This window comes from Mycobacterium kyogaense, from assembly GCF_003254575.1.
GTDB lineage: Bacteria > Actinomycetota > Actinomycetes > Mycobacteriales > Mycobacteriaceae > Mycobacterium > Mycobacterium kyogaense.
This window is the reverse complement of sequence record NZ_QJUA01000031.1, coordinates 14,444-38,997: the sequence shown is the minus strand read 5'-3', so window position 1 is coordinate 38,997 and position 24,554 is coordinate 14,444. Positions and strand designations below refer to the sequence as shown.

Sequence of the window (24,554 nt, the reverse complement as noted above, 5' to 3'; positions counted from 1 at the left end):
CATGACCGCCGCCGAGGCCGACACACCGGACACGCCCGAGAAGTCCGGGAAGAAGCGCGACCGGACGCACTGGCTCTACATCATGGTGATCGTCGCGGTGATCGCCGGCATCATCGTCGGTTTGGTGGCCCCCGAGGTCGCCGGATCGCTCGGGGTGCTGGGGGAGCTGTTCGTCAAGCTGATCAAGATGATGATCGTCCCGGTCATCTTCTGCACCGTGGTCTTGGGCATCGGCAAGGTGAAGGCCGCGACCGCGGTCGGCAAGGTCGGCGGGCTGGCCATCGCCTACTTCCTGGTGATGTCGACCGTGGCGCTGGCGATCGGCCTGGTGGTCGGCAACATCATCAGCCCCGGCACCGGGTTGAACGTGCCCAACGATCCCGGCAAGGGCGTCGAGCTGGCCGGTGAAGCCGAATCTGCCGGCGGCACGATGGACTTCATCGCCAACATCATCCCGTCCACATTGTTCTCCTCGGTCACCGAGGGCAACGTGTTGCAAGCGCTGTTCGTGGCGCTGCTCGTCGGCTTCGGTATCCAGTCGCTGGGTGCCACCGGGGAGCCGCTGCTGCGCGGCATCGAGGCGCTGCAGAAGCTGGTGTTCAAGATCCTCATCGGCGTGCTGTGGCTCGCGCCGATCGGCGCCTTCGGCGCCATCGCCGAGGTGGTCGGTGACACCGGCTTCGAGGCGGTGATCCAGCTCGGCGTGCTGATGGCGGCCTTCTATCTGACCTGCGTGATCTTCGTCTTCGGGGTGCTCGGCGCACTGTTGTGGACCGTGGCGCGGGTGTCGGTGTTCAAGCTGGCCCGGTACCTCGCGCGGGAGTACCTGCTGATCGTCGCGACGTCGTCGTCGGAATCCGCGCTGCCGCGGCTGATCGCGAAGATGGAGCACGCCGGGGTGAAACCCGCGACCGTCGGCATCGTCGTGCCCACCGGCTACTCGTTCAACCTCGACGGCACCGCCATCTACCTGACCATGGCCTCGCTGTTCATCGCCGACGCGTTGGGTGACCCGCTGTCCATCCCCGAACAGCTCGGGCTCCTCGCGTTCATGATCGTCGCGTCCAAGGGGGCGGCCGGCGTCAGCGGCGCCGGGCTGGCCACGCTGGCCGCCGGCCTGCAGAGCCACCGACCCGAGCTGCTCGACGGCGTCGGGATCATCGTCGGCATCGACCGGTTCATGTCGGAAGCGCGGGCGCTGACCAACTTCTCCGGCAACGCCGTCGCCACCCTGCTGGTCGGGCATTGGACGCACAGCGTCGACGAGGAGCGGTTGCGCGACGTGCTCGACGGTAACCGTCCGTTCGACGAATCCACGATGGTCGACGACCACGACACCAGCGACCGGCCCAAGGAGACCTCTCCGACCGGGTAGGTAGGGCCCTGCCCGCCCGTCCGCACTTGCGCTGCCCGACGATTCGGTTGTGCCCGTGAGCTGTTCTCCAGCTCACATCTGCCGTGCCATGGTGGTCCCCCGACACCAGCCGCAGCACCGCAGAGAGGACCCCGCCATGAAGGTCGAAGATCTTCTGAAGCCCTTCCCCATCAAGGAGTTTCACCCGTTCCCCCGCGCCATGATGGGGCCCGGCGCGCATGAGATGGTCGGTCCGGAAGCCCTCAAGATGGGCTTCAAGCGCGTGCTGCTGATGAGCTCGGGCCTGCGCGGCACCGACATCGTGCACAACATGGCCGAGTCCCTGAAATGGCACGGCCTCGAGGTCGTCGTCTACGACCAGGTGGAGTCCAACCCCAAGGACTACAACGTGATGGACTCGGTGAAGCTGTACCAGGAGAACGAGTGCGACAGCTTCATCTCCATCGGCGGCGGCTCCACCCACGACGCCTGCAAGGGCGCCCGAATCTCGATCGCCCACGACGGCCGCAATGTCAACGACTTCGAGGGTTTCAACAAAAGCGAGAACCCCAAGAACCCGCCGCACATCGCGATCTCGACCACCGCGGGCACCGGGTCGGAGACCTCGTGGGCCTACGTCATCACCGACACCACCACCGACCCGGACAACCCGCACAAGTACGTCGCGTTCGACGACGCCTCGGTGGCGACGCTGGCCGTCGACGACCCGGTGCTGTACTACGAATGCCCCGTCGACTACACCGCCCAGTGCGGTTTCGACGTGCTCGCCCACGCCTCCGAGCCGTACGTGTCCCGGCTGAACTTCGAACCGTCGCTGGGCAATGCGATCCGCGCTATCAAGCTGACCGCGGAGAACCTGCGCGAAGCCACCTGGAACGGAACGGATCTCAAGGGCCGCGAGGGCATGATGTACGCGCAGTACATCGCCGCACAGGCCTTCAACTCCGGAGGTCTCGGCATCATCCACTCGATCTCCCACGCGGTCAGCGCCTTCTACGACACCCACCACGGCCTCAACAACGCGATCGCGCTGCCGCGCGTGTGGGCGTTCAACATGCCGGTGGCCTACAAGCGCTTCGCCGACATCGCCCAGGCGATGGGTGTGGACACCTACGGCATGACCGACGTGCAGGCCGCCGACGCGGCGCTGGCCGCGGCGATCCGCCTGCTGCGCGACGTGGACATCATCGAGCGCTTCGTCGACGTGAAGCAGGACAGCTACTCCAAGAACCGACTGGGCAAGGGCCCCACCAAGTTCTACGAGAACGCGCCGGCCATCTTGGGCGACAAGGCTGACGTCGACCGCATCACCAACCACGTCCTCGGCGACGCCTGCACGCCGGGCAACGCCAAGGAGTGCACGTTCGACACCGTGCGTCCGGTGGTCGAGCACTGCATGAACGGCAGCCTCGACGAGCTGCTGCCCTGACATGTTCACTTCGGTGGAGCAGGTGCGCGAGGCGCTCGCCGGCGAGGGATACGTCGCCGACGAGCGCCTGGCCACCACGGTGTTCCTGCAGACCCGTCTCGACAAGCCGCTGCTGATCGAGGGACCGGCCGGCGTCGGGAAGACCGAGTTGGCCAAGGTGCTGGCGGCAGCCACCGGGCGGCGGCTGCTGCGCCTGCAGTGCTACGAAGGCCAGGACGAGACTAAGGCGCTCTACGAGTGGGATTACGGCAAGCAGCTGCTGTACACCCAGATCCTGCGGGAGAAGATCGGGCAACTCGTGGCCGATGCGACGGACCTCGACGAGGCTGTCGAGCGCATCGGGACCCAGGAGAGCGTGTTCTTCTCCGACCGCTTCCTGGCGCCGCGACCTCTGCTCGAGGCGGTGCGGTCGGAGGAACCGGTGGTGCTGCTGATCGACGAGATCGACCGTGCTGACGAGGCATTGGAAGCGGTGCTGCTCGAACTACTCGGGGAATACCAGGTTTCGGTGCCCGAGCTGGGAACGTTCACCGCGAAGCACGCGCCGTACGTGATCCTCACGTCGAACAACACCCGTGACCTCGCGGCGGCCCTGAAACGACGCTGTCTGCACCTGTTCCTCGACTACCCCGCGGCGGAACGGGAACTGCAGATCGTGCAGTCGAAGAACACCGGCCTCTCCGATGCGCTCGCCACCGAACTCGTCGAGGTGGTGCGTGGGCTCCGCGAACTGGAACTGCGCAAGGCGCCCAGCATCTCCGAGACCATCGACTGGGCGCGCACCCTGGCCGTGCTCGGGGTGAAGGACCTGTCGGCGCAGGTGCTCTCGGACACGGTGTCGGTGGTGGTCAAGTACGACAAGGACGTTCGCAAAGCGCTGGATGCGCTGCCGCGCCTGGTCGATCCGAATGCGACAGTGCCGGAACACAAGCACAACCATCACGATCACGGCCACCACCACGATCACGACCATCCGCACGGTCATGATCACGACCACGACCACGGGGACGACGGTCGGGCCGCGCGGCTGGCCAAGGACAAACCGGGTCGCTTCACCGACGGCTACTACGGCACCCCGAAAAGGTCAGAGACCGCGACCTTGGGTCGACGCCGGGCGCTGTGACCGATGGAAGCCACACTGCACCGCTTCGTCCGGCTGCTCCGCCTCGGCGGGGTGCGCGTCTCGATCCCCGAGGCGACTGACGCGATGCGGTGCGCTGGGCAGCCCGGTGTGTTGTCGTCCCGGGCTGTCCTGCGCACTGCACTGCGGGTCGCGTTGGTCAAAGACGAGCGGGACGGACCGATCTTCGACGAGATCTTCGATGCGTTCTTCAGCCTCGTGCGCGTCGAAGGCGACGACCATGGGCATGGGCACACCCACGCCCACGATGACCTCGTCGACACCGGGGAGCTCGAATCCTTCACGCTCTCCGAGCAACCCAGTGAGACCCCGGAGCAGGGTCACGAGCACGGCAAGCCGTCGAGCATCCGTGACTACTTCAAGCAGGAGGACCTCGCGCAGCGCTACAACCTGCATCAGGAGGCCAACAAGATCGACCTGGCGGCACTGACCGACGAGATCGCGTTCAGCCATCAGGCTCGCACGGGCGCCGACGACGCCTATCGGGTGCAGCTGTCGACCGACCGGCTGCACGGTGCATCGACCGTGGGCACCCTGTCGACATCGGCAGGCACCCCCGTCGACGCCGAGCTCACCATCGCCCAGCAGGAGGCGCTCCTGGGTTGGCTGCACGGCGAATTCGGGGACCAGGCCGGCGACGGCGACGACGCGGCCGCGCTACGGCGGCGGCTGGCCGGGGTGCTGGAGAATCTCCCTCAGGCGCTCACACGCCACCTCGAAGCGCTGCTGGCGCTGGAGACCGCGATCGTCGAGACGCGGGAGCGGCGCGAGGCCCGGGTGGACCGGATCGGAGAGGCCGAACGCGCCGACCTCGAGGACTCGCTGCGCCGGCTCGCCCGCACGCTGCACGGCGCGTTGACCCACCGGCGGAGGGTCGCTGCCGCGGGACGCGTCGACTCCGGTCAGACGATGCGCCGCAACATGCGCTTCGACGGTGTGCCGTTCATGCCCGTCACGGTGCGGCGCGCCGAGGACCGGCCGAGGCTGGTCGTGCTGGCCGATGTCAGCCTGTCGGTGCGGGCGACATCGCGGTTCACCCTGAGCCTGGTGCACGGCCTGCAGGACCTGTTCACCCAGGTCAGGTCGTTCGTGTTCGTCGCCGATATCGCCGAGACCACCGAGCTGTTCCGCGACCAGCCCGGCGACCGGGCGCTGGGCCAGATCTTCGGCGGGGACGTGATCGACACGGCGGCGAACTCGGACTACGGCAGCGTCTTCGGCGACTTCCTCGCCGAGCACTCGTCGGCGGTGACCCGGCGCACCACGGTGCTGGTACTCGGCGACGGCCGCACGAACGGCCGCGACCCCAACCTCGCCGCCTTCGAGGAGATCACCCGCCGCGCACGCGAAACCGTGTGGCTCACCCCCGAACCGCGCTACTCCTGGGGCCTGGGCAGCTGCGATCTGCCCCGCTACGCCGAGTTCTGCGACCGGGTCCGCGTGGTGGCCGACCTGACGGGCCTGGAAAGCGCCGCCCACGAATTCGCGGCGGAAGCCGTGGGTAGGTGAGGCATGGGTCGTACCCTGAAAACGCGCGGTCACACCACGTGACCGCGGCCCGGGTTGGCGAGGCGAGATGACGACAGGACACACGCACACGGCGGTCGAGTCACGGCTGCTCAAGTTCCACGCCCCCGAGATCGTGTTCGGGGTGTCCTCGATGGTCGAGGCGGCCCACGCGGCGATGCGGCTCGGCGCGATGCGGCCGATGCTGGTCACCGATCCCGGACTCATCGAGGCCGGCTGGGCCGACGAGATGGTCGGCCACCTTGCCGAGCAGGGCATCGCGACGCGGCTGTGGCATGACCTGACGCCCAACCCCAAAGACCACGAGATCGCCGCGGGCTTCGAGCGCTACGCCGAGTACGGCTGCGACGTGCTGGTCGCCGTCGGTGGCGGATCGGTGATCGACGCCGCCAAAGGCGTGGCGATCCTGGCGGCCAACGGCGGCGACATCCTGGACTACGAAGGCGTGGACAAGGCCGAGATGCCGATCCCGCCGCTGGTGGTCGTGCCGTCCACCTCCGGCACCGGCGCCGACGTCTCGCAGTTCTGCATCGTCACCGACACCACCCGCAACACCAAGATCACGATCCTCGGCCGGGCGCTGGTGCCCGACATCACCGTGATCGACCCGCGGCTGCTGACCACGATGCCGGACTGGCTCAACGCCGCCACCGGCCTGGACGCCCTCACCCACGGCATCGAGGCGTTCGTCTCGCTGGGGCACAACCAGCTCACCGATCACCACGCGCTGCGGGCCGTGCAGATGGTGACCGACAACCTGGCCGACACCCTCTCCCGGCCCGACGAGATGTCGTCGCGCGTGCTGATGGCGCAGGCCGCGCTCGAGGCGGGGCTGGCCTTCACCAACGCGATCCTGGGCGCCACCCATGCGATGAGCCACCAGGTGGGCGGACTGCTCGACCTGCCGCACGGCGTCGTCAACGGCGTGCTGCTGCCGCATGTGATCCGGTTCAATGCCGAAGCAGACCCCGAGCCGTACAAGACCATCGCGACCTTCCTCGGGGTGGCCGATGCGGGGGCGCCGGCGGTCGAAGCGGCACTGGCGCTGGCCGATCGCATCGACGCGCTGGCCCGCGACGTCGGGGTGCCCCGCGGGCTCGCCGAACTGGGAGTGCAGCCCGAGGACCTGCCTCGGCTGGCCGAGACCGCGCTGTCGGATGCCTGCATGAGCACCAACCCGCGACCCGCCGACGTGGCCCAGATGCACGCGCTGTTCCAGGCGGCGATGTGAGATGACCGCCGCCGACGCCGGGCCGCCGGACCTGGCCAGGCTCACCGGGCTGCGTTCGGGCAAAGGCCGCTTCTACTCCGAATTGCGGCTCACCGCAGCACGGTTGGATCGGGTGATGGTGGCGCTGGACACCATCTCGCGCGCGCTGGTGCAGACGATCGACGGCCCCGAGAAGCTCGTCCGTGCCGTGGCAGAGGCGGCCCGCGCCACCCTGGACGCCGACTGGGTGCTGCTCGCCCTGGCCGACGGCGCGCTGCCCGAAGCCAGTGTGCGGCATCTGATCCTGGATTCCGGGGGAGTGTCGTATGCGTTCGAGGGGCTGTGTGACGCCCGCGATCCGGGGGCCGCGCTGCCCGACGCGGTCCTCAACCGGCTCAACGACATCCTGCGGGGACAGCTCGCCGCGTTCCGGCTCCCGGTGATCGAGACGCAGCACGCGCACGTACCGATCGAACTCGACGGCACGGTGATCGGAGCGTTCGCGGCCTGGACTCCGCCGCACCGGACGCTCGACGGCACCGACGCGATGGTGATGCGCATCCTCGCCAGCCAGACCGCCGTGGCGCTGCAGAACTCGGCGCTGTTCACCAAATCGGTGTCCCTGCTGGCGCAGTCCGAGGCGCGCAACGCCGAGCTGCTGGCCACCCAGCGTGAACTGGGGGCGGTCCAGCGCCACCAGGTGCTCAACTCCGAACGTCACCGCATCGCGCGGGAGCTCCACGACAGCGTCGCGCAGACGGTGCTGTCCGCAGGCATGCAGATCGAGGTGTGCCGCAGTGAAATAGCCTCGCAGTCAGGGGAACTGGCGAGTCGGTTGGACCTGGCCAAGGAGCTCACCCGATCGGCCACCGAGCAGTTGCGCTCGGCGATCTATGCGCTGAACCAGCCCGCCGACGCGCAACGGTCCAGTCTGGCCGCGATGCTCGGCCAGCTCGCCACCGTGCACATGCCCGAGGATCTGCGGGTCACGCTGCGCGTCGACGGGTACGCCCGCGAACTGCCCAGCGAGGTCGAGCACGCACTGTTGAGGATCGCGGGGGAGGCGCTGTTCAACACCGCGATGCACGGTCACGCGACCCGGGCCAATGTGCGGCTGACCTACCGCCAGGATGCGGTCTCGCTCTCGATCGCCGACGACGGCACCGGTGACCCGGACAAGCTCCGCCTGATGCTGCGGATGGCCGAGGCCGCCGATGTCGACGGTCGGCACCGCGGCCTGGCCAACATGGCCGCACGTGCGGCAGGGCACGGAGGAACCTTCGGCGTGTACCGCTCACGCCTCGGCGGCGTCCGCGTCGTGGCCCGCATTCCCTATCGTGCAACGGATCTCGCAGAAAGCCGGACGCCATGACACCCATCAGGCTGGTCCTCGTCGACGACCATGCGATCCTGCGTCAGGGCCTGCGCTCGGTCCTCGAACGCGCCGACGACCTCGTGGTGGTCGGCGAGGCCGCCTCGGAGACCGAGGCGGAGGCCGTCGTACGCGCCACGTCTCCCGACGTGGTCCTGCTGGACCTCAAGCTGTCGGCGGGTTCGGAGTTCGAGGGACTGACGTTGTGCGGCAAGCTCTCCGCCGCGTATCCGGATCTGGGCCTGCTGATCCTCACCACGTTCCTCGACGAGGACCTGGTGGTGCGGGCCGTGCACGCCGGTGCCCGCGGCTACGTGGTCAAGGACGTCGACACCACCGAGCTGGTACGCGCGATCCGCGCCATCTCCGCCGGGGACAGCGCGTTCGATTCACGCAGCGCCGCAGCGGTGGTCCGGTCCCTGTCGGGACGCGGTGAACCCAAGGCGCAGCTCACCGACCGGGAAGTGGAGGTGCTCCGACTCCTGGCGGCAGGCTTGTCCAACAACAAGATCGGCGAGAAGCTCTACATCTCCGCGACCACGGCGAAGTTCCACGTCAGCAACATCATGCGCAAGCTCGAGGTGAGCAGGCGCGCCGAGGCGGTGTACGCCGCGAGCAAGCGGGGTCTGATCTAGCGATCGAGGATCAGCCAACCGCCGTGCAGTTCGAAGGTGCGGGCGCTGACGTTCGGGTGCCGGCGCATCAGGTCGTCAGCCAGACGCCGCATCCGCGCCGGATCGAAGCGCTGCACGTGGCCGTAGCACTCCCGCGGCTCGTCTTCGAACGGAACTGCGATCACCACGCGGCGGCGTGCCAGCCGCAGGGCTTCATCGCAGACGGCGATCATCACGTCGTCCGGGACATGTTCGATCAGGTGCAGCGCGGTGACGGTGTCGACACTGCCGGACTGCAGCGGCACGGCCGTCGCATCGCAGGCCAGCGTGGTCAACGGCCGCTGCAATCGCGGGCTGACTGCGTTCAGTAACCGCATCGTCGAGCCGTTGAGATCGGTGGCCGTCACGTCGATCTGGCGCGCCATGCGCAGCGGGAAGAAGCCGAAGCACGAGCCCAGATCGAGCAGCCGATCCCCCCGCACCTGTGCCTGCGCTTCGGCGTGGATGGGCCCGAAGGCGGTGTCACCCCGTTCGAGCGCGCGCAGCGAGTTGCGATAGAACCGCAGCCACGAAGCCAGGCTCCCGTCGACGGTCGAGCGCACCACACCCGTGAACACCAACTCGAATTCTGCTTGACCGCGCAGCATCTCGGTGTCGACCAGGTACTCGGTCAGTAGCGATGTCAGTGCATCGGAAAGCTCGGCGGGGCTCAGATCGTGCTCGACGGAGAGCAGATCGTCGCGCCGCTGCACACAGAACCGGCCGGCGCACACCGTCGCCGCGCTGCGGTGGGGCCGATGCGGACCCCGCCGGCGGCTGACCCGGATGTGCTGACTGCTCCACAACCCTCGAGGTGACGGTGCCAGCGGATCGAGTTGCGCTGCTTGCATGTTCGACAACGCTAGGAGGCGGTGCCGGCGATTCGCGTGCCCCGATCGGGCGCGATGTGAGGTCCGCCCGGGTGGGTGGGTACTGCCCGATCGGTGAGTTCTTCTGAGCCGTTCTCGCTTCTAGCGTTGACGGCAACGAGATGTGAAGGAGTCACCATGGCCGCATGGTTCGAAACCGTCGCCGACGCGCAGCGACGAGCCCGAAAGCGCCTGCCGCCCAGCGTCTACAGCGCACTCGTCGCAGGTTCGGAGAAGGGTGTGACGGTGTCGGACAACACCGCCGCTTTCGCCGAGCTGGGTTTCGCGCCCCACGTGGCGGGCCTGTCCGGTAAGCGGGACATGGCGACCACGGTGATGGGGCAGGCGATCTCGTTGCCTGTGTTGATCTCGCCGACCGGTGTGCAGGCCGTGCACCCGGACGGGGAGGTCGCGGTGGCGCGCGCGGCCGCTGCGCGCGGCACCGCGATCGGTCTGTCCTCGTTCGCGAGCAAGCCCATCGAAGAGGTCACAGCGGCCAACCCGGCCACGTTCTTCCAGATGTACTGGACCGGTGGCCGGGACAAGCTGCTGGCCCGCATGGAACGTGCGCGGAGCGCGGGTGCGGTGGGTCTGATCATCACCACCGACTGGTCGTTCTCCAACGGCAGGGACTGGGGGAGCCCGGCGATCCCCGAGCGGATGGACCTCAAGGCGATGATGCGGTTCGCGCCGGAGGGAATCCGCAGGCCGCGTTGGCTTCTCGAGTTCGCGAAGACGGGGCGTGTACCCGACCTGACCGCGCCGAACCTCGCCGACGGCGGTGCGGCACCGACCTTCTTCGGCGCCTACGGCGAATGGATGCAGACTCCACTGCCGACCTGGGAGGACATCGCCTGGCTGCGGGAGCAGTGGGGCGGACCGTTCATGCTCAAGGGGGTGATGCGCGTCGACGACGCTCGGCGGGCGGTCGACGCCGGCGTCACCGCGATCTCGGTGTCCAACCACGGCGGCAACAACCTCGATGGCACTCCGGCCCCGATCCGCGCGCTGCCGGCCATCGCCGAGGCTGTCGGCGACGACGTGGAGATCGTGCTCGACGGCGGGATCCGCCGCGGCTCCGACGTCGTCAAGGCGGTGGCGCTCGGTGCCCGTGCGGTGATGATCGGGCGCGCCTACCTGTGGGGCCTGGCGGCCGGCGGGCAAGCCGGTGTCGAGAACGTCCTCGACATCCTGCGCGGCGGTATCGATTCGGCACTGCTGGGGCTCGGGTTGTCCTCCATTCAGGAGCTGGAGCCCACGAGTATCATTGTGCCCCCGGGCTTTCGAAGAGACCTGGGCGTCTAAGCCGGTTTGTGGGCGGTGAGCAGGAACGCGCTCATCTTGGCCCGCCCCTTGTCGTCGCGGGCGTGCGGCGGCAGAGGAACTTCGGCGGGCATCTTCGCGTGGATGAAGGCCGGCCGGATCTCGTCGATGTCCCAGTACTTGCCGACGACGTCGCGGAGTTCGTCCTCGGTGACCTCGTTGGGCTTCTGCTCGACATCGGCCGGGAACGCGCCGCGCGCGAACACCAGGATGAAGTAGGTCGCGCCTGGTGCTGCGGCACGGTGCACCGCCTGCACGTAACTGTCGCGGCCCTCCAGCGGCAGCGAATGGAACAGAGTCGAGTCGATCACCGTCGAGAACCGGCCGTCGAACCCGGTGAAGGACGTGATGTCCGCGGCGAGGAACGTCGCGCCGGTCAGGCCGCGCTCCTGTGCCGCCGCCGTCGCAGCGGCGATGGCGGTCGGAGAGAGGTCGATCCCGGTCACGGTGTAGCCCTGCGCAGCCAGCGCCAGCGACAGCTCGGCATGGCCGCAACCGGCGTCGAGTACCTCGCTGCGCACCCGCCCCGCGTCGATCAGGGCCGCGAGTTCGGGCTGCGGCTCACCGATGTTCCACGGCGGCTCAGCGGCGAAATCACTCTCGCCCCGATATGCGCTGTCCCAGTCCATGTCGTGGAGGTTGTCGGTCATGACCACAAGCTACGCGCCGAGCGGGAAGATCCGGCCGCGCCCGAGGCTTGAAGAAAGGCAACACCGGCCACTGAAAGGCTGACCAACCATGATCAGGCCCCTGACCATTCCCCGCGGCTCCTTCGACCTCGCGGGTCTGCTCCACCTGCCCGACGATGCCGACGCCGGCCACCCGCTCGCGGCGGTGGTGCTCTCCACCCCGGGCAGCAGCGTGAAGGAGCAGATCGGCGCCAACTACGCGACCCGGCTCGCCGCCCGCGGCATCGCCGCTCTCGTCTTCGATCCGGCGTATCAGGGAGAGAGCGGCGGGACGCCCAGGGATCTGGAAGACCCCTACCGTCGCGGCGAGGACATCTCGTTCGCCGTCGACGCGCTCCAACAGGTGCCCGAGATCGATCCCGGCCGCATCGGGGTGCTCGGCATCTGCGCCGGCGGTGGCTACGCCGTGTACACCGCGCGCACCGATCACCGCATCCGCGCGGTCGGTACCGTGGTCGCCGGCAACATGGGTGAGAGCTGGCGGTCGGCGGCCTTCGCCCCTGACGGCCCCGCCGCGGCACTCGACCGTCTTGCGGCCGAGCGCACCCGCGAGGTCCGGACCGGCTCCCTTGACCGCCTCACCTGGTTACCCGACACCGCCGAGGACGCCGTCGCCGCGGGCGTCACCGACATCGACAACACCCAGGCGATCGAGTACTACCGGACGCCGCGGGGCGGGCACCCGCGGTCGACGAACCGGCGGCTGGCCCGAAGCGATGCGCTGCTGATCGGCTACGACGCGTTCCACCTCGTGGACCAGCTGCTGACGCAGCCTCTCGCGGTCATCGTCGCCGGGCGCCGGGGCGTGACCATGTCCTACGAGGCGGGCATGACACTGTGGGCGATGGCGCCGAACCCGATCGACCTGATGGTGATCGAGGGTGCCGGTCACTACGAGATGTACGACGTTCCGGAGTACGTCGACCAGGCCGTCGATCGACTGGCTGGCTTCTACCGCGAGTTCCTCTCCGGCACGTAGGCCCGTCACACGTCGATGGCGACGGTGGCCCGGTAGTCCTGCAGCGCAATGGCATCCTGCGGCGATCGCGGATAGGGGTCGAGGGCACGCAACGCGACACTGTGCCCGCCCACCTGGGCCGTCGGCCCCGTCGTCTCCGATGCGGGGTAGGTGCTGAGCTCGATCGTCTGCGGCGGCGTGCCGGCGGATTCGACGACGAGTGCGATGCGCGCCTGGCCCGCCCACACGCAGTCGACCAGCGCGGGGCACCGAGAGTCCTCGAGCACCCGCTCGAAGCGGACGGTCACGGCCGAACCTGCCACTCCCGCCTGCTGCCCACCGGCCAGCACGAGCACCGGCTCGGCCGCGGCAGTGCCGGCGGTGGCGACGGTGAGAACGGTTGCCGCGCAGGCGATGAGGCGTCCCCTCACGTCGGCACCTCCCAGGTGTGTACCGGATCGTTGGAGTGCATGCGTTCGCAGTACAGGCGCAGCATCTCGGCCAGCGCCGCGGGCCGGCTCATACCGCGGCCCTGCAGCGCCGCCACCGCCGCCGTCTGCCACACCGCGCCGTTGCGGCCCGACTTTGCGCGGCCCTCGATCACCCCGAGGTAGCGGTCGCGAACCTCAGCGGCCACCTCCCAGCGGCGCAGCCCCTCGTCGGCCAGCGGCAGCAGATGCCGCAGCACCAACTCGTCGGGAGTGACCTCGCCCGCGCCCGGCCAGTACAGGCGGGCATCGAGGCCGTACTGGGCGGCAGCCTCGAAATTCGCCTGTGCCGTCGAGAAACTCAGCTTGGTCCACAGGGGGCGGTCCTCCTCGGACAGCGCCCGCAGCGCGCCATAGTAGAACGCCGCGTTGGCCATCATGTCGACCACCGTCGGCCCCGCGGGCAGGACGCGGTTCTCCACCCGCAGGTGCGGGCGGCCGGCCACCACGTCGTACACCGGCCGGTTCCAGCGGTAGATGGTGCCGTTGTGCAGCCGCAGCTCCGACAGCGTCGGTGTCCGGCCGGCGGCGAGTTCGGCGACCGGATCCTCGTCGGACAGCTCGGGCAGCAGTGACGGGAAGTACCGCACGTTCTCCTCGAACAGATCGAAGATCGAGGTGATCCACCGTTCCCCGAACCACACCCGCGGCCGCACCCCCTGCGTCTTCAACTCGTCGGGGCGGGTGTCGGTGGCCTGGGCGAACAGCTCGATGCGCGTTTCGGCCCACAGCCGGTGGCCGAAGAAGTACGGCGAGTTGGCGCCCAGCGCGAGCTGCGGCCCGGCCAGCACCTGGGCGGCATTCCAGTTGTTCGCGAAGTCGCCGGGAGACACTTGTAGGTGCAATTGCATACTGGTGCAGGCAGATTCGGGAGCGATCGAGGCGGTCTGCAGGCTCAGCCGTTCCGGGCCGTGGATGTCGATGTCGATGTCCTCACCGCGCGCGGTGAAGATCGAGTCGTTGAGCGCCTGATAGCGGGTCGACTCACTCATCCAGTGCCCGGACAGATGCTGGGGCATCAGCGTGGGCAGGATGCCGACCATCACGATGTGTGAGCCGTCGCTGTTGGCCTTCGCCTCCGCCGCGTTCAGGCTGGCCCGTACCTCGCCCTCCAGATCGAGCGCCGCGCGGCCGGGCAGCCGGCGCGGCGGCACGTTGAACTCGATGTTGTAGGCGCCGAGCTCCGTCTGATACGCGGGATCGGCGATCGCCGCGAGCACCTCGGAGTTGTTCATCGCCGGCTGATAGTCGCCGTCGACCAGGTTGCACTCGATCTCCATGCCGGTGAGCGGCTTCTCGAAGTCGAAGCTGGACTGCGCCAGCATCGTCTCGAACACGTCGAGGCACAGCTGCACCTTGCGCCGGTACTCGCGGCGATGCTCGCGAGTGAACTCGGTCTGCGTCAGTTCCTCGCCCACGACAGCCATTCAACGCCATCGGCTGCGATCGGGCGGCACAGTTGGCCGGTAAGGTCGGGCGGAGCACGAGGGGAGGAACGGTCAGGGGATGAGTGCGCGCGCCACCTTCGTGCTGCTCGGGCCGTTCCACGTGGCCGTCGATCGCACTGTCGTGCCCCTGGGCACACCCAAGCAGCGCGCCGTGCTCGCGGTGCTGGTGCTGGGCCGCAACCGCCCGATGCCGACCGAAGCGCTGATCGATGCGGTGTGGGGCGAGAATGCCCCGGCCGAAGCCCGGGCCAGCCTGCACGCCTACCTCTCGAATCTGCGTCGCCTGCTGCGTACCGCCGGCGTGGACGACCGCCGCTTCCTGGAGAAGGCATCCGGTGGCTACCGGGTACACGTCGACGAGCAGGACGTGGACCTCGGCCGCTTCATCGCGGCCCGGAGGACGGGGCTGGAAGCTGCCGCGGAGGGGCGGTTCGAGGACGCGAGCGCGCACCTGAGCGACGCGCTCGCGCAGTGGCAGGGTGACTTCCTGGCCGATCTGCGCGGCTTCCCCTTCGTGACGTCGTTCGAGGTGGCGCTTTCGGAAGACAGGATCTCAGCCCACACCGTGCGGGCGCAGGCCGAGATCGCCTGCGGGCGAGCCGAGTCGGTGATCGGCGAACTCGAAGAACTGGTCGCCCGCCACCCGTACCGGGAGCCGCTGTGGGCGCAGCTCATGACGGCCTACTACCTCGCGCAGCGCCAGTCCGATGCCCTGGATGCGTATCGTCGCGTCAAGGATGTGCTCGCCGACGAACTCGGCATCGACCCGGCGCCCGAGCTGCGTGATCTGCACGCCGTGATCCTGCGCCAGGCGCCCCTGAACGTCGGACCGTCGATTCGCAAGACCGCGGCCGACACGATGGTCGCCACCGTCAACCGTCTGATGTCGGCGACACCGGGCGGTACCGCGCGGCTACGCACGCCGTCGGGCCAGACGTATCCACTGACCGACGTCGTCACCCGGATCGGCAGGCATTCCGGCAACGACATCGTGCTCGGCGACCCGCGCGTGAGCCGCCAGCACGCGGTCATCATCGGCTCCGGCACCGGGTACGTGATCATGGATGCCGGCTCGGCCAACGGAATATCCCTGCGCGGCGGCCGCATTCAGGGCAGCGCCGAACTCTCCGACGGCGACCGGCTCGGAATCGGCGACGGCGAGTTCGTCTTCGAGCACGACGGAGACTGAGACCGCGGCGCCCCAGGACCACCGAGGACGCCACAGTCCCAAGATTTTTCCAAGGTCGTCCCGAGAACCTTGTCTCACTCGTCGGGGACACCGGGACGGCACGGTCGACTTGGGCGGCCGCGCCACCGATCGGGGGACGGTACGACCGGTGCCCGACGAGCAGGCCGCTGGTGCGAGGGGACTCACGCGGCCGACCGGTCGGGTCCGGGGAATTCGGTGCGCCGAGGACCCCGGACCCGGCCACCCGGTCAGCCGAGAACGGCGCGCGCCCGCACCACGTCGGGCAACGTGCAGTCGGCCGGCAGCCGGGCCAACGCGTCGGCGAGCTGGGGGTGCGCCGGCTCGCCGCGCAGGTCGACATCGTCGAGTGCGGCCCGCAACTCGTACAGTGGTGCACCCTGGTGGCGGGCCAAGGCCATCGCCGCCCCCAGATCGGCCGCCCTGGTGTCCGGATCGGTGTGCGTGCTCGCCCGGGCCCGCAGCAATTCCGCGTCGAAGAAGTGCATCTGGGTGTCCTCGGCGATCTGCAGCGCGCCGTTGATGCGATCCCGCGCATCGTCGCGGCGTCCTGCAGCGATGAGCAGGCGGCCGATCACGCAGTCGTACTGGGTCTGGTACGCGTACAGCCCGAGCGCTCGCCAGAAGTCGGTGAACCCGGTCAGCGCGTCGATCTGCTCCGTCAACCCCTCGCCGGACTCGGATGCGTGCAGCGAGACCTCGGCCGCGACGGTGGCCTGTCCGAGCGTGGAGCCGAGCGCATGCCAGAAATCGATGCCGTATCGCTCGGCCCGTTCGACCATCTCGGCCACCACCTGCTGGGCGCGTGCGAGGTCACCGCTCTCGCGGCGCAGCCAGATCTCGATGTGGTGGGCATAGGCCTGGTTGTAAGGCCCCCACGGGAACGCCAGCTCGTCACCGCGGTTCACGGCCTTCACCATCGCGGCTTCTGCAGCTGCCTGTTCTCCGCGCAGCGCGTGGTAGATCGACAGGTGCTCGTAGGCCAGCGCGACCACGTCCCACGGGATGAACCACAGCTCCTGCATGCTGTTCTGGCCCTCGGCGTCGAAACCGGCACTCGCCTCTTCGAAATACTCTCTGGCGCGCTCGAATTCGCCACGCAGGAAACTCACCATGCCCTGCACGCAGGCGATGGCGGGGTTCCACACCCGGCGCCGCTCGTCGGGCGTCTCCTGCAGAGCTTCCGCCAGCTGGTGCGCGCGCCGCAGATCGGACTTGTTGATGTAATAGCTGCTGACCGCCAGCAGGGTCCCGATCACCTGATCGTCGTGCAGATCCGAGCCGACGATCTGCAGGCTCCGCTCCAGATCCTCTGCCACCGAAGGACTTTGGTAACCCTCCGCGGTCGAGGTGAGGAATCCCCGTTCGAGCCGTGGCTCGATCTCCAACCGGTCGCGGTCGCGGCCCGGCGGGCACAGCTCCAGTTGCGCCAACGACTTCGTCAGGTAGGCGCGGGCCTCCTCCAGGGCGCCGCGACGGCGCGCGGTGGCCGACGCCTCGCGGTACGCGCCTGCTGCATCGGCGTGCCGCTCGGCCTGCTCGTAGTGGGCGGCCACCAGACGCCAGTCCGGTTCCCCGGCCGCACCGGCGACCAAGACGTCTGCGGTCCTCCCGTGTAGGGCACGACGCACGCTCGGCGGCGCCAGTTCCGCGGCCACCTCACGCAGGAGTTCGTGACGGAACTTCCACACGTCCGGCCCGTGCGGCTCGAACACCTTGGCGTCCTCGAGCTCGTCGATGACGTCGTCGACCGCGTCCTCGCTCAGCGCCGACACCGCGATCAGCAACCCGCGATCCACGTGTCTGCCGATCACGGCGGCCGCCTCGACCACCGGCACCACGTCGGGGACGGCGAGCAACCGGGCGAACAGCGGCTCGTACAGGGAGTCAGGGACCGTCGAATGCGTTGCGCCCGAATCGGAATCGAGACCGTTGACCACCTGCTCGATGTAGAACGGCACGCCGCCGCACCTGGCTCGCACCGCCGCGCACTGTTCCGGCGCGATCCGCGGATCGAGGGCCAGCACCAGTTCGTCGGTCTGCTCGTCCGACAGCGGCGACAGATCGAAGACCTTCGCGGGCCACTGCTCGCCGAGCCAGTTGCCCTCACGGCCGGTGATGACCACCAGCAACCGGCCGCCGGTCGTGCTGAGCACGCTGCCCAGTAAGTCCAGCGTGGACCGGTCGAACCAGTGGGCGTCCTCGACCAGCAGGAGGCCGGGCCGACCGCCGAAGGCGGAGAACAGGTAGTTCTCCATTGCTGCGGCGATGAGCTCCGCCAGTTTGCGTCCCTCGGCCTGCGGTGGTGCATAGCCGAGTGCGGCGTCGAGGCCGAGAATCGGTGCGAGCAAGGGGATCTCGGCATCCGGGTCCAGCCCGAGCGTCCGCAGCTCGGCCTCCAGCAGCTGCAGGCGGCGGACCGGATCGGTCATCCGCGTGATGCCGCAGCGTCGTTCCAGCAGCAACCGGGCCGGATGCAGGCCCACGTCGGTGTGCACAGGGGAGCCGACGAGCTCGAGAACGGTTCCGCCGTCGTGCTGCACCAGCTGGGTGGCCGTGGCGGCGAGGCGGCTCTTGCCGATACCCGCCTCACCCCGGAACACCACGGCCGGCACCGTCAGCGTGCCCGCCTGCGCGCGCCGCCAGCTCTTCTCCAGTCGAGTGGATTCGCGGTCCCGCCCCACGAGCGGCCCCATGGGTGCGGTCGTGGTGTAGGCGCGTTCGCCGAGAACGCGGAACGGATTGATCACCTCCGCCGAACCCGGCATCGTGGCCGACGGCAGCCGTTCGAGATCGAATGCGTTGCGCACCAACGGTTCCACCGAGTGAGACACCGCCACCCCGCCCGTCGGCGCCAGCGCGGACACCTGCGCGGCCAGGCTGACCGCGAGGCCGTACACGTCGTCCTGGTCGCTGTCGAGATAGACCGGCCCGCGATGCACACCGATGCGGACATCGACGCCCGCTCCGAACCTGCGTCGGGCCTGCTCGCTGAGCCGCGCCACGTCGTGGGCGATGTCGAGCCCCGCCTGGACCGCGCGGTGCACGTCGTCCTCGTGCGCATTGGGATAGCCGAACACCACCAGCAGCCCGTCGACGTTGGCCGTGGCGACGTGACCCTCGTAGCGCTCGGCCACCTGGCGGACGACGTCACGGAAGCGACTGATCAAGAGGCGGTGGGTTTCCGGCTCGACACGCAACGCCAGATCGGTGGCATCGACCAGATCGGCCGAGATCATCGTCAGGCGCCGGATCTCGCCGCGATCGGTCGGAGCGCGCAGCAGATCCTCGGCCTCGGCGTTGCGATGGTCGACAGCCAGCACCTGATCGGCCAGGGCCGACGCCCGCGCCCGATCGCCGCTGTTGATGGCCGCGACGGCCCGGTCCAGCAGGTCATCGATCGAATCGCCCGTACGCGACAGATCGAGGTCGCCCTCACTCGTCTCGTCGAGGGCTGTGACCTTACTGACTCTGCTGACCTCGCCGACCTCGCTGCCCAACAGCGTCGCCACCAGATCGCCGTCCGCGCCTCCCCGGCTCGACGTCACCGACACCCTCGCCTGGCCGGAGACCGACCGGTCGAGCGCCCGGCTCGCCGCCTCGGCGAGCTCCAGCGCGCTCTGATAGCGGTCGTCGGGATTCTTGGCCATGCCTTTGGCGATGACGGCGTCGAACGCGGCCGGGATGTAGGGGTTGATCGCCGACGGCATGGGCGGTGGCGCGGTCAGATGGGCCATCATCTGTTCCTCGACGCTCTGGCCGGGGAACGGTGTGGTCGCGGTCAGGCACTGGGCCAGCACACAGGCCAGCGAATACACGTCGGACCCGACGTCACCGACGCCGTTGCGGAACCGCTCGGGGGCCATGTAGAGCAGGGTGCCGACGATGTGCGCGGAATTGGTCAGGCCCGTGTCGGTGATCGCCCGCGCCACCCCGAAATCGATCAGGTAGGCGAAGTCGTAGCGGGCGATGAGGATGTTCGACGGCTTGACGTCCCGGTGCACCAGACCGGTCTGATGAGCGGCATCCAGGGCCATCGCGACCTGCTCGACGATCACCACGGCCCGGCTCGGGATCAGCGCCCCGCCGGCCAGCAGACTCTGCAGGTCAGATCCGTCGATCAGGCGCATGTCCACGTACAGGCGGCCGTCCACGTCCCCGTAGTTGTGGATCGGCACCACATGCGGCTCGGTGAGGCGAGCGGCGGCGTGCGCCTCCCGGCGGAAACGCTGGAGGTAGAGCTCGTCTTCAGCCCACTGGGCCGGCAACAGCTTGAGGGCGACGACACGGTCGGTCACCGTGTCGTGGGCACGCCAGACTTCGCCCATGCCCCCACGGCCCAGCAAATCGAGTAACCGATAGCGACCGAAAGGTGTCCCCTCCATTCACACCCCCCCCGAGCAGCGAGCAACCCCCTCGACAGTGTCACATTATGCCGCTTGGCTCAGGACACGATCGGTGCGGCGCACCGCCGCGAGGCCGTCGAGACCGAGCTCAGGCGCCTGCCGACGGTCCTCTCGAGGCCAGCATCACCTGCGGGCTGAGGCAGCCACCGCGCAGTTCGACGTGCATGTCCGGATCGGCGTGGCGGGCCAGCGCGCGCAGCGCCGACGGGCTGTAGGCCCGCAGCGAGCTGATCACGCCGTCGTGCGCGAACGGCAGGAACGGTGCCAGCGGCAGCATCGTCGCCAGCCGGGCCAGGTGCAGCGGTGCGGGCGGCCGGGGTAGGTCGATGATCAGCAGTGTGGTGGCCGCGCGGGTGCCTTCGGCGAGGACGTGCACGGCGTCCGCCGGCGACAGGTGATGGAACGACAGCGCGAACACTGCGAGGTCGAACGCACCGTCGTCGGCGTCGAGGGCGGTGGCATCCATCTGTGCGACGGTGGCGCGGGGATGGGCGCCCAGCTCGGCGGTGATGGCCGCGACGGATTCGGGTGCGACGTCGGTGACGGTGACGCGGGCCGTCGGGTGCCACTCGAGGAGCCGGCGAGACAGTGCGCCGTGCCCGGCACCCAGCTCGAGAATCCGGGGGTCGGGCACGTCGGCGACCTGTTCGAGCGCGAGGGTGGCGAACCGGTCGTGGTTGCCGAAGACATCACCGGTCCAGTCCAGCGCGCGGATCACGCTGCGCTTGATCTGCGGATCGACGTCGTCGCGGTCCAGGTACTCCTGGCGGTCGGTCTCCAACAGACGATCCAGGCAGGACGCTTTGGGGCCGCCGCGGGGCATGCCCGCCAGGCGTGCGACGTCGCTCGCGGTGGTCAGGGCCCCACCTGGAACGGCACGACAGGCGGGAGACCGCCGCCGGGCATGGTGAACAATTCGGGGATCTGCGGCCGCTCGGTGGGCACCTTCGCCCCGTCGCGGTACACGAGCGTGCCGGTGTAGACGCCGTCGTCGTACCCGTCGTAGTAGAAACTGCCCGCGACGATGTACTGGCATTCGGCGTGTGTCGCGGTCACGGGGACGAAGACGCCGCCGAATTCGGGGTTCTCGCAACCGCTCCGTGGGTCGACGGGTGGGGGCGCCGGCTGGGCGAGGGCGGGCCCGCTGAACAGGAGTGACGCGGCCGCTGCGGCGGCCATGAGACCGGCGAGCCTGTGGTGGCGGGGTCGAGTGTTGATGATCGGCACCTTTCGTCGCGCCTTCGCGAACTCTAGCGCGACCCGGCGAGGTGTTCGGCCGATCGGCCCGTCCCGGTAGTTCATCATGGACGGATGGCCGACTTCGTCGCAGCAATCGACCAGGGCACCACCAGCACCCGGTGCATGATCTTCGACCACGACGGCGCCGAGGTGGGCCGTCATCAACTCGAACACGAGCAGATCCTGCCCCGCGCCGGCTGGGTCGAGCACAACCCCGTGGAGATCTGGGAGCGCACCGGTTCGGTGCTGGCGACGGCGCTGAACAAGACGAACCTGGCCGCCGGCGACCTCGCCGCCCTCGGCATCACCAACCAGCGCGAGACGTCGCTGGTGTGGAACCGCAAAACGGGACGCCCGTACCACAACGCGATCGTGTGGCAGGACACCCGCACCGACCGCATCGCCTCGGCACTGGACCGCGACGAGCGCGGCGACATCATTCGCCGCAAGGCTGGCCTGCCGCCGGCCACCTATTTCGCCGGCGGCAAGGTGCAGTGGATCCTCGACAACGTCGACGGGGTGCGCGACGACGCCGAGAAGGGTGACGCCATCTTCGGCACCACCGACACATGGGTGCTGTGGAATTTGACCGGAGGGCACCGCGGCGGAGTGCACGTCACCGACGTCACCAACGCCAGCCGCACGATGCTGATGAATCTCGAGACGCTCGACTGGGACGACGAGCTGCTCTCGTTCTTCGGCATCCCGCGTCAGATGCTGCCCGAGATCCGGCCGTCGTCGGTGACCGAACCGTTCGGCACCACCCTGGACACCGGCCCCGCCGACGGCGAGATCCCGATCACCGGAATCCTCGGCGACCAGCAGGCGGCGATGGTCGGACAGGTCTGCCTCGCCGAAGGCGAAGCCAAGAACACCTATGGCACAGGCAATTTCCTGCTCCTCAACACCGGGGAGAAGATCGTCCGCTCCGACAACGGACTGTTGACCACCGTGTGCTACCAGTTCGGTGACTCGAAACCCGTGTACGCGCTGGAGGGTTCGATCGCGGTGACCGGCTCGGCGGTGCAGTGGCTGCGCGACCAACTCGGCATCATCAGCGGAGCGTCGCAGAGCGAGTCGCTGGCCCGCCAGGTCGAGGACAACGGTGGCGTCTACTTCGTCCCCGCGTTCTCGGGTCTCTTTGCGCCGTACTGGCGTTCGGATGCGCGCGGCGCGATCGTCGGGCTCTCCCGCTACAACACCAATGCGCACGTGGCCCGCGCGACGCTCGAGGCGATCTGCTACCAGAGCCGCGACGTCGTCGACGCGATGGAGGCCGACTCCGGTGTGCACCTCGAGGTGCTCAAGGTCGACGGCGGCATCACCGCCAACGACCTGTGCATGCAGATCCAGGCCGATGTGCTCGGCGTCGACGTGGTGAAGCCCGTGGTCGCCGAGACCACGGCGCTGGGCGCGGCCTATGCCGCGGGCCTCGGCGTCGGGTTCTGGGAGGGCGCCGACGATCTGCGCGCGAATTGGCAAGAGGACAAGCGCTGGTCGCCGGACTGGTCCGACGACCAGCGCGCCGAGGGATACGCGGGATGGCAGAAGGCGGTGTCGCGCACGCTGGACTGGGTCGACGTGGACTAGGCCGCATCTGATCAGTCGTTGTTGGTCAACACCACCTTCCCGACGGCGCGGCCGGACTCCAACAGCTCGTGACCACGCGCTGCGTCGCGCAGCGGCACCTCGGTGTCGACCACGACGCGGATGGCGCCGGCCTCGAACAGCGGCCACACGTCTCGGCGCACACCGGCGACGATCGCCGCCTTCTGCTCCGCGGGCCGGCCGCGCAGCATGGTCGCGGTGACGCTGGCGCGCCGCACCATCAGCGCACCCAGGTCGAGCGGCGCCGGCCCCATCGCTCCGCCGATCACCACGAGGTGGCCGTCGGGAGCGAGGCACGTGATGTTGCGGTCCAGATAATCAGCCCCGACGACGTCCAACACGGCGTCGACACCGCGGCCGTCCGTCGCTTCGAGGGTGGCCGCCACGAAGTCCTCGGTGCGATAATTGATCGCCGTCTGCGCGCCGAGAGCCTTTCCGTGGCTGACCTTTTCATCGCTGCCGGCCGTGGTGATGACGTAGGCGCCGATGGCGCGGGCCCACTGCACCGCGAACGTCCCGATGCCTCCGCCGGCGCCGTGGACGAGCACTGCGTCGCCCGCACCAAGCCCGGCGACCATGGCCAGATTCGAGTAGACGGTGCACGCGACCTCGGGGACAGCGGCCGCTTCGACCAGGGACAGACCCGCCGGGATCGGGAGCAGCTGATCTGCGGCGACCACTACCTGCTCGGCGTATCCGCCGCCATCAAGCAACGCACACACCTGATCGCCGACCGACCACTCGCCGACATCGGCTCCGACGGCGATGACGGTGCCCGCGCACTCGAGCCCGAGGACGTGGGAAGCGCCGGGCGGCAACGGATAACGGCCCCTGCGCTGGAGGAGGTCGGCGTTGTTGACACCGGCCGCGGCAACGGCGATCACCACCTCACGAGCGCCGGGGGCCGGCACATCGATGGGGCGCCACTGCAGGACGTCGGGCCCGCCGGGCGCGTCGAAGACGATCGCCGACGTCACGATGCTGCCGTGACCGTCGAACCGGAGCGCGAGGCAGCCCTTCGCGCAATGCTTTCCGCGTACAGCGGCGTCTCCACCGCGCAGTGGCGGCCCGACGCCTCCTGGCGCGCCTTCGCCGCCTCCTCGAAGGTCTGCCCGTGCTCGGCGATGAACGCGAGGAAGTGCTCGGTGGGGTGAGACGTCACGGTGTTGGTGTACCGGCAGTGGTTCTCGTCGAGCCGTTCCATCCGCAGCTCCCAGATGACCTGGGTGGTGGTCCACCCCAGTGGGGTCAGCACATCGGACAGCGACACCATCTTGCAGTAATGCGGCTCAGCGACGGCGAATCGGTACTGCTGGACCACGAGGCCGCTGCCGATCATCTCGACGTTGATCGACATGGGGGTGCCGTCGTCATCGACGGTATAGCCCGCGGCTTTGTGGTCTCCCGGCGCGCAACGCTGATACTCGTGCGTGGGCAGGGTCTGCAGCCATTCGGCGATGTTCACGTGGTCGAAATCCGCATCCACCTGTGCGGTCAATTCGGCGTGGGACAGCACCAGATCCTGCCGGACATCAGTCTTCATCGCTCGTCTCCTCAGTTCGTGTGATGAGACGATGCTCCCGCGCAATGGTGGTCACACACCACGCCGCTA

Annotated in this window: 20 protein-coding genes; 11 read left to right on the top strand and 9 right to left on the bottom strand. The window is 68.8% G+C overall.

The window, feature by feature from the left end:
* Position 1 precedes the first annotated feature (1 nt).
* The 7 genes from DMB80_RS19630 to DMB80_RS19600 all read left to right on the top strand — a co-directional run bounded on the left by DMB80_RS19630 (position 2) and on the right by DMB80_RS19600 (position 8,689).
* Complete coding sequence (locus DMB80_RS19630; RefSeq protein WP_111511386.1) at positions 2-1,375, top strand: cation:dicarboxylate symporter family transporter; 1,374 nt, start codon at positions 2-4, stop codon at positions 1,373-1,375.
* Between the two features lie 136 nt (positions 1,376-1,511).
* Complete coding sequence (gene mdo / locus DMB80_RS19625; RefSeq protein WP_111511385.1) at positions 1,512-2,804, top strand: NDMA-dependent methanol dehydrogenase; 1,293 nt, start codon at positions 1,512-1,514, stop codon at positions 2,802-2,804.
* A 1-nt stretch (position 2,805) separates the two neighbouring features.
* Positions 2,806-3,927: an AAA family ATPase gene (locus DMB80_RS19620; RefSeq protein WP_111511384.1), complete on the top strand. Its 1,122-nt coding sequence runs from the start codon at positions 2,806-2,808 to the stop codon at positions 3,925-3,927.
* Positions 3,928-3,930: 3 nt separating this feature from the next.
* Entirely contained in the window at positions 3,931-5,454 is a 1,524-nt protein-coding gene (locus tag DMB80_RS19615; protein WP_111511383.1) for a VWA domain-containing protein, read from the top strand.
* 67 nt (positions 5,455-5,521) lie between these two features.
* A complete protein-coding gene (locus DMB80_RS19610) occupies positions 5,522-6,703 on the top strand; it encodes an iron-containing alcohol dehydrogenase (protein WP_046364028.1) in 1,182 nt (393 codons plus the stop codon).
* Between the two features lies 1 nt (position 6,704).
* Complete coding sequence (locus tag DMB80_RS19605; RefSeq protein WP_162938621.1) at positions 6,705-8,054, top strand: MadS family sensor histidine kinase; 1,350 nt, start codon at positions 6,705-6,707, stop codon at positions 8,052-8,054.
* Positions 8,051-8,689 (top strand): MadR family response regulator transcription factor, encoded by a 639-nt coding sequence (locus DMB80_RS19600; protein ID WP_073684463.1) that lies wholly within the window; start codon positions 8,051-8,053, stop codon positions 8,687-8,689. The genes DMB80_RS19605 and DMB80_RS19600 overlap by 4 nt, the downstream gene beginning before the upstream one ends.
* On the opposite strand, the gene mftM is transcribed toward DMB80_RS19600, so the two are convergent.
* Positions 8,686-9,558 carry a mycofactocin oligosaccharide methyltransferase MftM gene (mftM, locus tag DMB80_RS19595; RefSeq protein WP_111511382.1) on the bottom strand — a complete coding sequence of 291 codons (873 nt, stop codon included), beginning with the start codon at positions 9,556-9,558 and terminating at the stop codon, positions 8,686-8,688. The genes DMB80_RS19600 and mftM overlap by 4 nt on opposite strands.
* Before the next feature lie 156 nt (positions 9,559-9,714).
* Between mftM and mftD the strand changes: the two genes are divergently transcribed.
* The gene (mftD, locus tag DMB80_RS19590) at positions 9,715-10,881 is read left to right on the top strand and encodes a pre-mycofactocin synthase MftD (RefSeq protein WP_111511381.1); all 1,167 of its coding nucleotides are present in this window, start codon (positions 9,715-9,717) and stop codon (positions 10,879-10,881) included.
* On the opposite strand, the gene DMB80_RS19585 is transcribed toward mftD, so the two are convergent.
* Positions 10,878-11,528: a class I SAM-dependent methyltransferase gene (locus tag DMB80_RS19585; RefSeq protein WP_111511416.1), complete on the bottom strand. Its 651-nt coding sequence runs from the start codon at positions 11,526-11,528 to the stop codon at positions 10,878-10,880. The genes mftD and DMB80_RS19585 overlap by 4 nt on opposite strands.
* Before the next feature lie 109 nt (positions 11,529-11,637).
* Here DMB80_RS19585 and DMB80_RS19580 point away from each other — a divergent pair, with 109 nt between their 5' ends.
* The gene (locus DMB80_RS19580; RefSeq protein ID WP_111511380.1) at positions 11,638-12,567 is read left to right on the top strand and encodes an alpha/beta hydrolase; all 930 of its coding nucleotides are present in this window, start codon (positions 11,638-11,640) and stop codon (positions 12,565-12,567) included.
* Between the two features lie 5 nt (positions 12,568-12,572).
* Here the strand turns inward: DMB80_RS19580 and DMB80_RS19575 are convergent, their stop codons facing one another.
* Both DMB80_RS19575 and DMB80_RS19570 read right to left on the bottom strand, forming a co-directional pair.
* Complete coding sequence (locus DMB80_RS19575) at positions 12,573-12,977, bottom strand: hypothetical protein (protein WP_111511379.1); 405 nt, start codon at positions 12,975-12,977, stop codon at positions 12,573-12,575.
* Positions 12,974-14,461 carry a glutamate-cysteine ligase family protein gene (locus DMB80_RS19570; RefSeq protein ID WP_111511378.1) on the bottom strand — a complete coding sequence of 496 codons (1,488 nt, stop codon included), beginning with the start codon at positions 14,459-14,461 and terminating at the stop codon, positions 12,974-12,976. Before DMB80_RS19570 ends, DMB80_RS19575 begins: the two co-directional genes overlap by 4 nt.
* A gap of 79 nt (positions 14,462-14,540) precedes the next feature.
* Between DMB80_RS19570 and DMB80_RS19565 the strand changes: the two genes are divergently transcribed.
* The gene (locus DMB80_RS19565; RefSeq protein WP_111511377.1) at positions 14,541-15,671 is read left to right on the top strand and encodes a BTAD domain-containing putative transcriptional regulator; all 1,131 of its coding nucleotides are present in this window, start codon (positions 14,541-14,543) and stop codon (positions 15,669-15,671) included.
* A gap of 248 nt (positions 15,672-15,919) precedes the next feature.
* Here DMB80_RS19565 and DMB80_RS19560 read toward each other — a convergent pair whose 3' ends face one another.
* The 3 genes from DMB80_RS19560 to DMB80_RS19550 form a co-directional block, all read right to left on the bottom strand.
* Positions 15,920-20,074 carry a protein kinase domain-containing protein gene (locus tag DMB80_RS19560; protein ID WP_111511376.1) on the bottom strand — a complete coding sequence of 1,385 codons (4,155 nt, stop codon included), beginning with the start codon at positions 20,072-20,074 and terminating at the stop codon, positions 15,920-15,922.
* 109 nt (positions 20,075-20,183) lie between these two features.
* Positions 20,184-20,918 carry a class I SAM-dependent methyltransferase gene (locus tag DMB80_RS19555; protein ID WP_111511375.1) on the bottom strand — a complete coding sequence of 245 codons (735 nt, stop codon included), beginning with the start codon at positions 20,916-20,918 and terminating at the stop codon, positions 20,184-20,186.
* 32 nt (positions 20,919-20,950) lie between these two features.
* Positions 20,951-21,274 carry a hypothetical protein gene (locus DMB80_RS19550; RefSeq protein ID WP_240431282.1) on the bottom strand — a complete coding sequence of 108 codons (324 nt, stop codon included), beginning with the start codon at positions 21,272-21,274 and terminating at the stop codon, positions 20,951-20,953.
* Positions 21,275-21,406: 132 nt separating this feature from the next.
* Between DMB80_RS19550 and glpK the strand changes: the two genes are divergently transcribed.
* Positions 21,407-22,924, top strand: a complete 1,518-nt coding sequence (glpK, locus tag DMB80_RS19545) for a glycerol kinase GlpK (protein ID WP_111511374.1) — start codon at positions 21,407-21,409, stop codon at positions 22,922-22,924.
* 11 nt (positions 22,925-22,935) lie between these two features.
* Here the strand turns inward: glpK and DMB80_RS19540 are convergent, their stop codons facing one another.
* Together DMB80_RS19540 and DMB80_RS19535 are read right to left on the bottom strand one after the other, a co-directional pair.
* Positions 22,936-23,919 carry an NAD(P)H-quinone oxidoreductase gene (locus DMB80_RS19540; RefSeq protein WP_240431281.1) on the bottom strand — a complete coding sequence of 328 codons (984 nt, stop codon included), beginning with the start codon at positions 23,917-23,919 and terminating at the stop codon, positions 22,936-22,938.
* Entirely contained in the window at positions 23,916-24,485 is a 570-nt protein-coding gene (locus DMB80_RS19535; RefSeq protein ID WP_111511373.1) for a hypothetical protein, read from the bottom strand. Before DMB80_RS19535 ends, DMB80_RS19540 begins: the two co-directional genes overlap by 4 nt.
* Between the last annotated feature and the right edge of the window lie 69 nt (positions 24,486-24,554).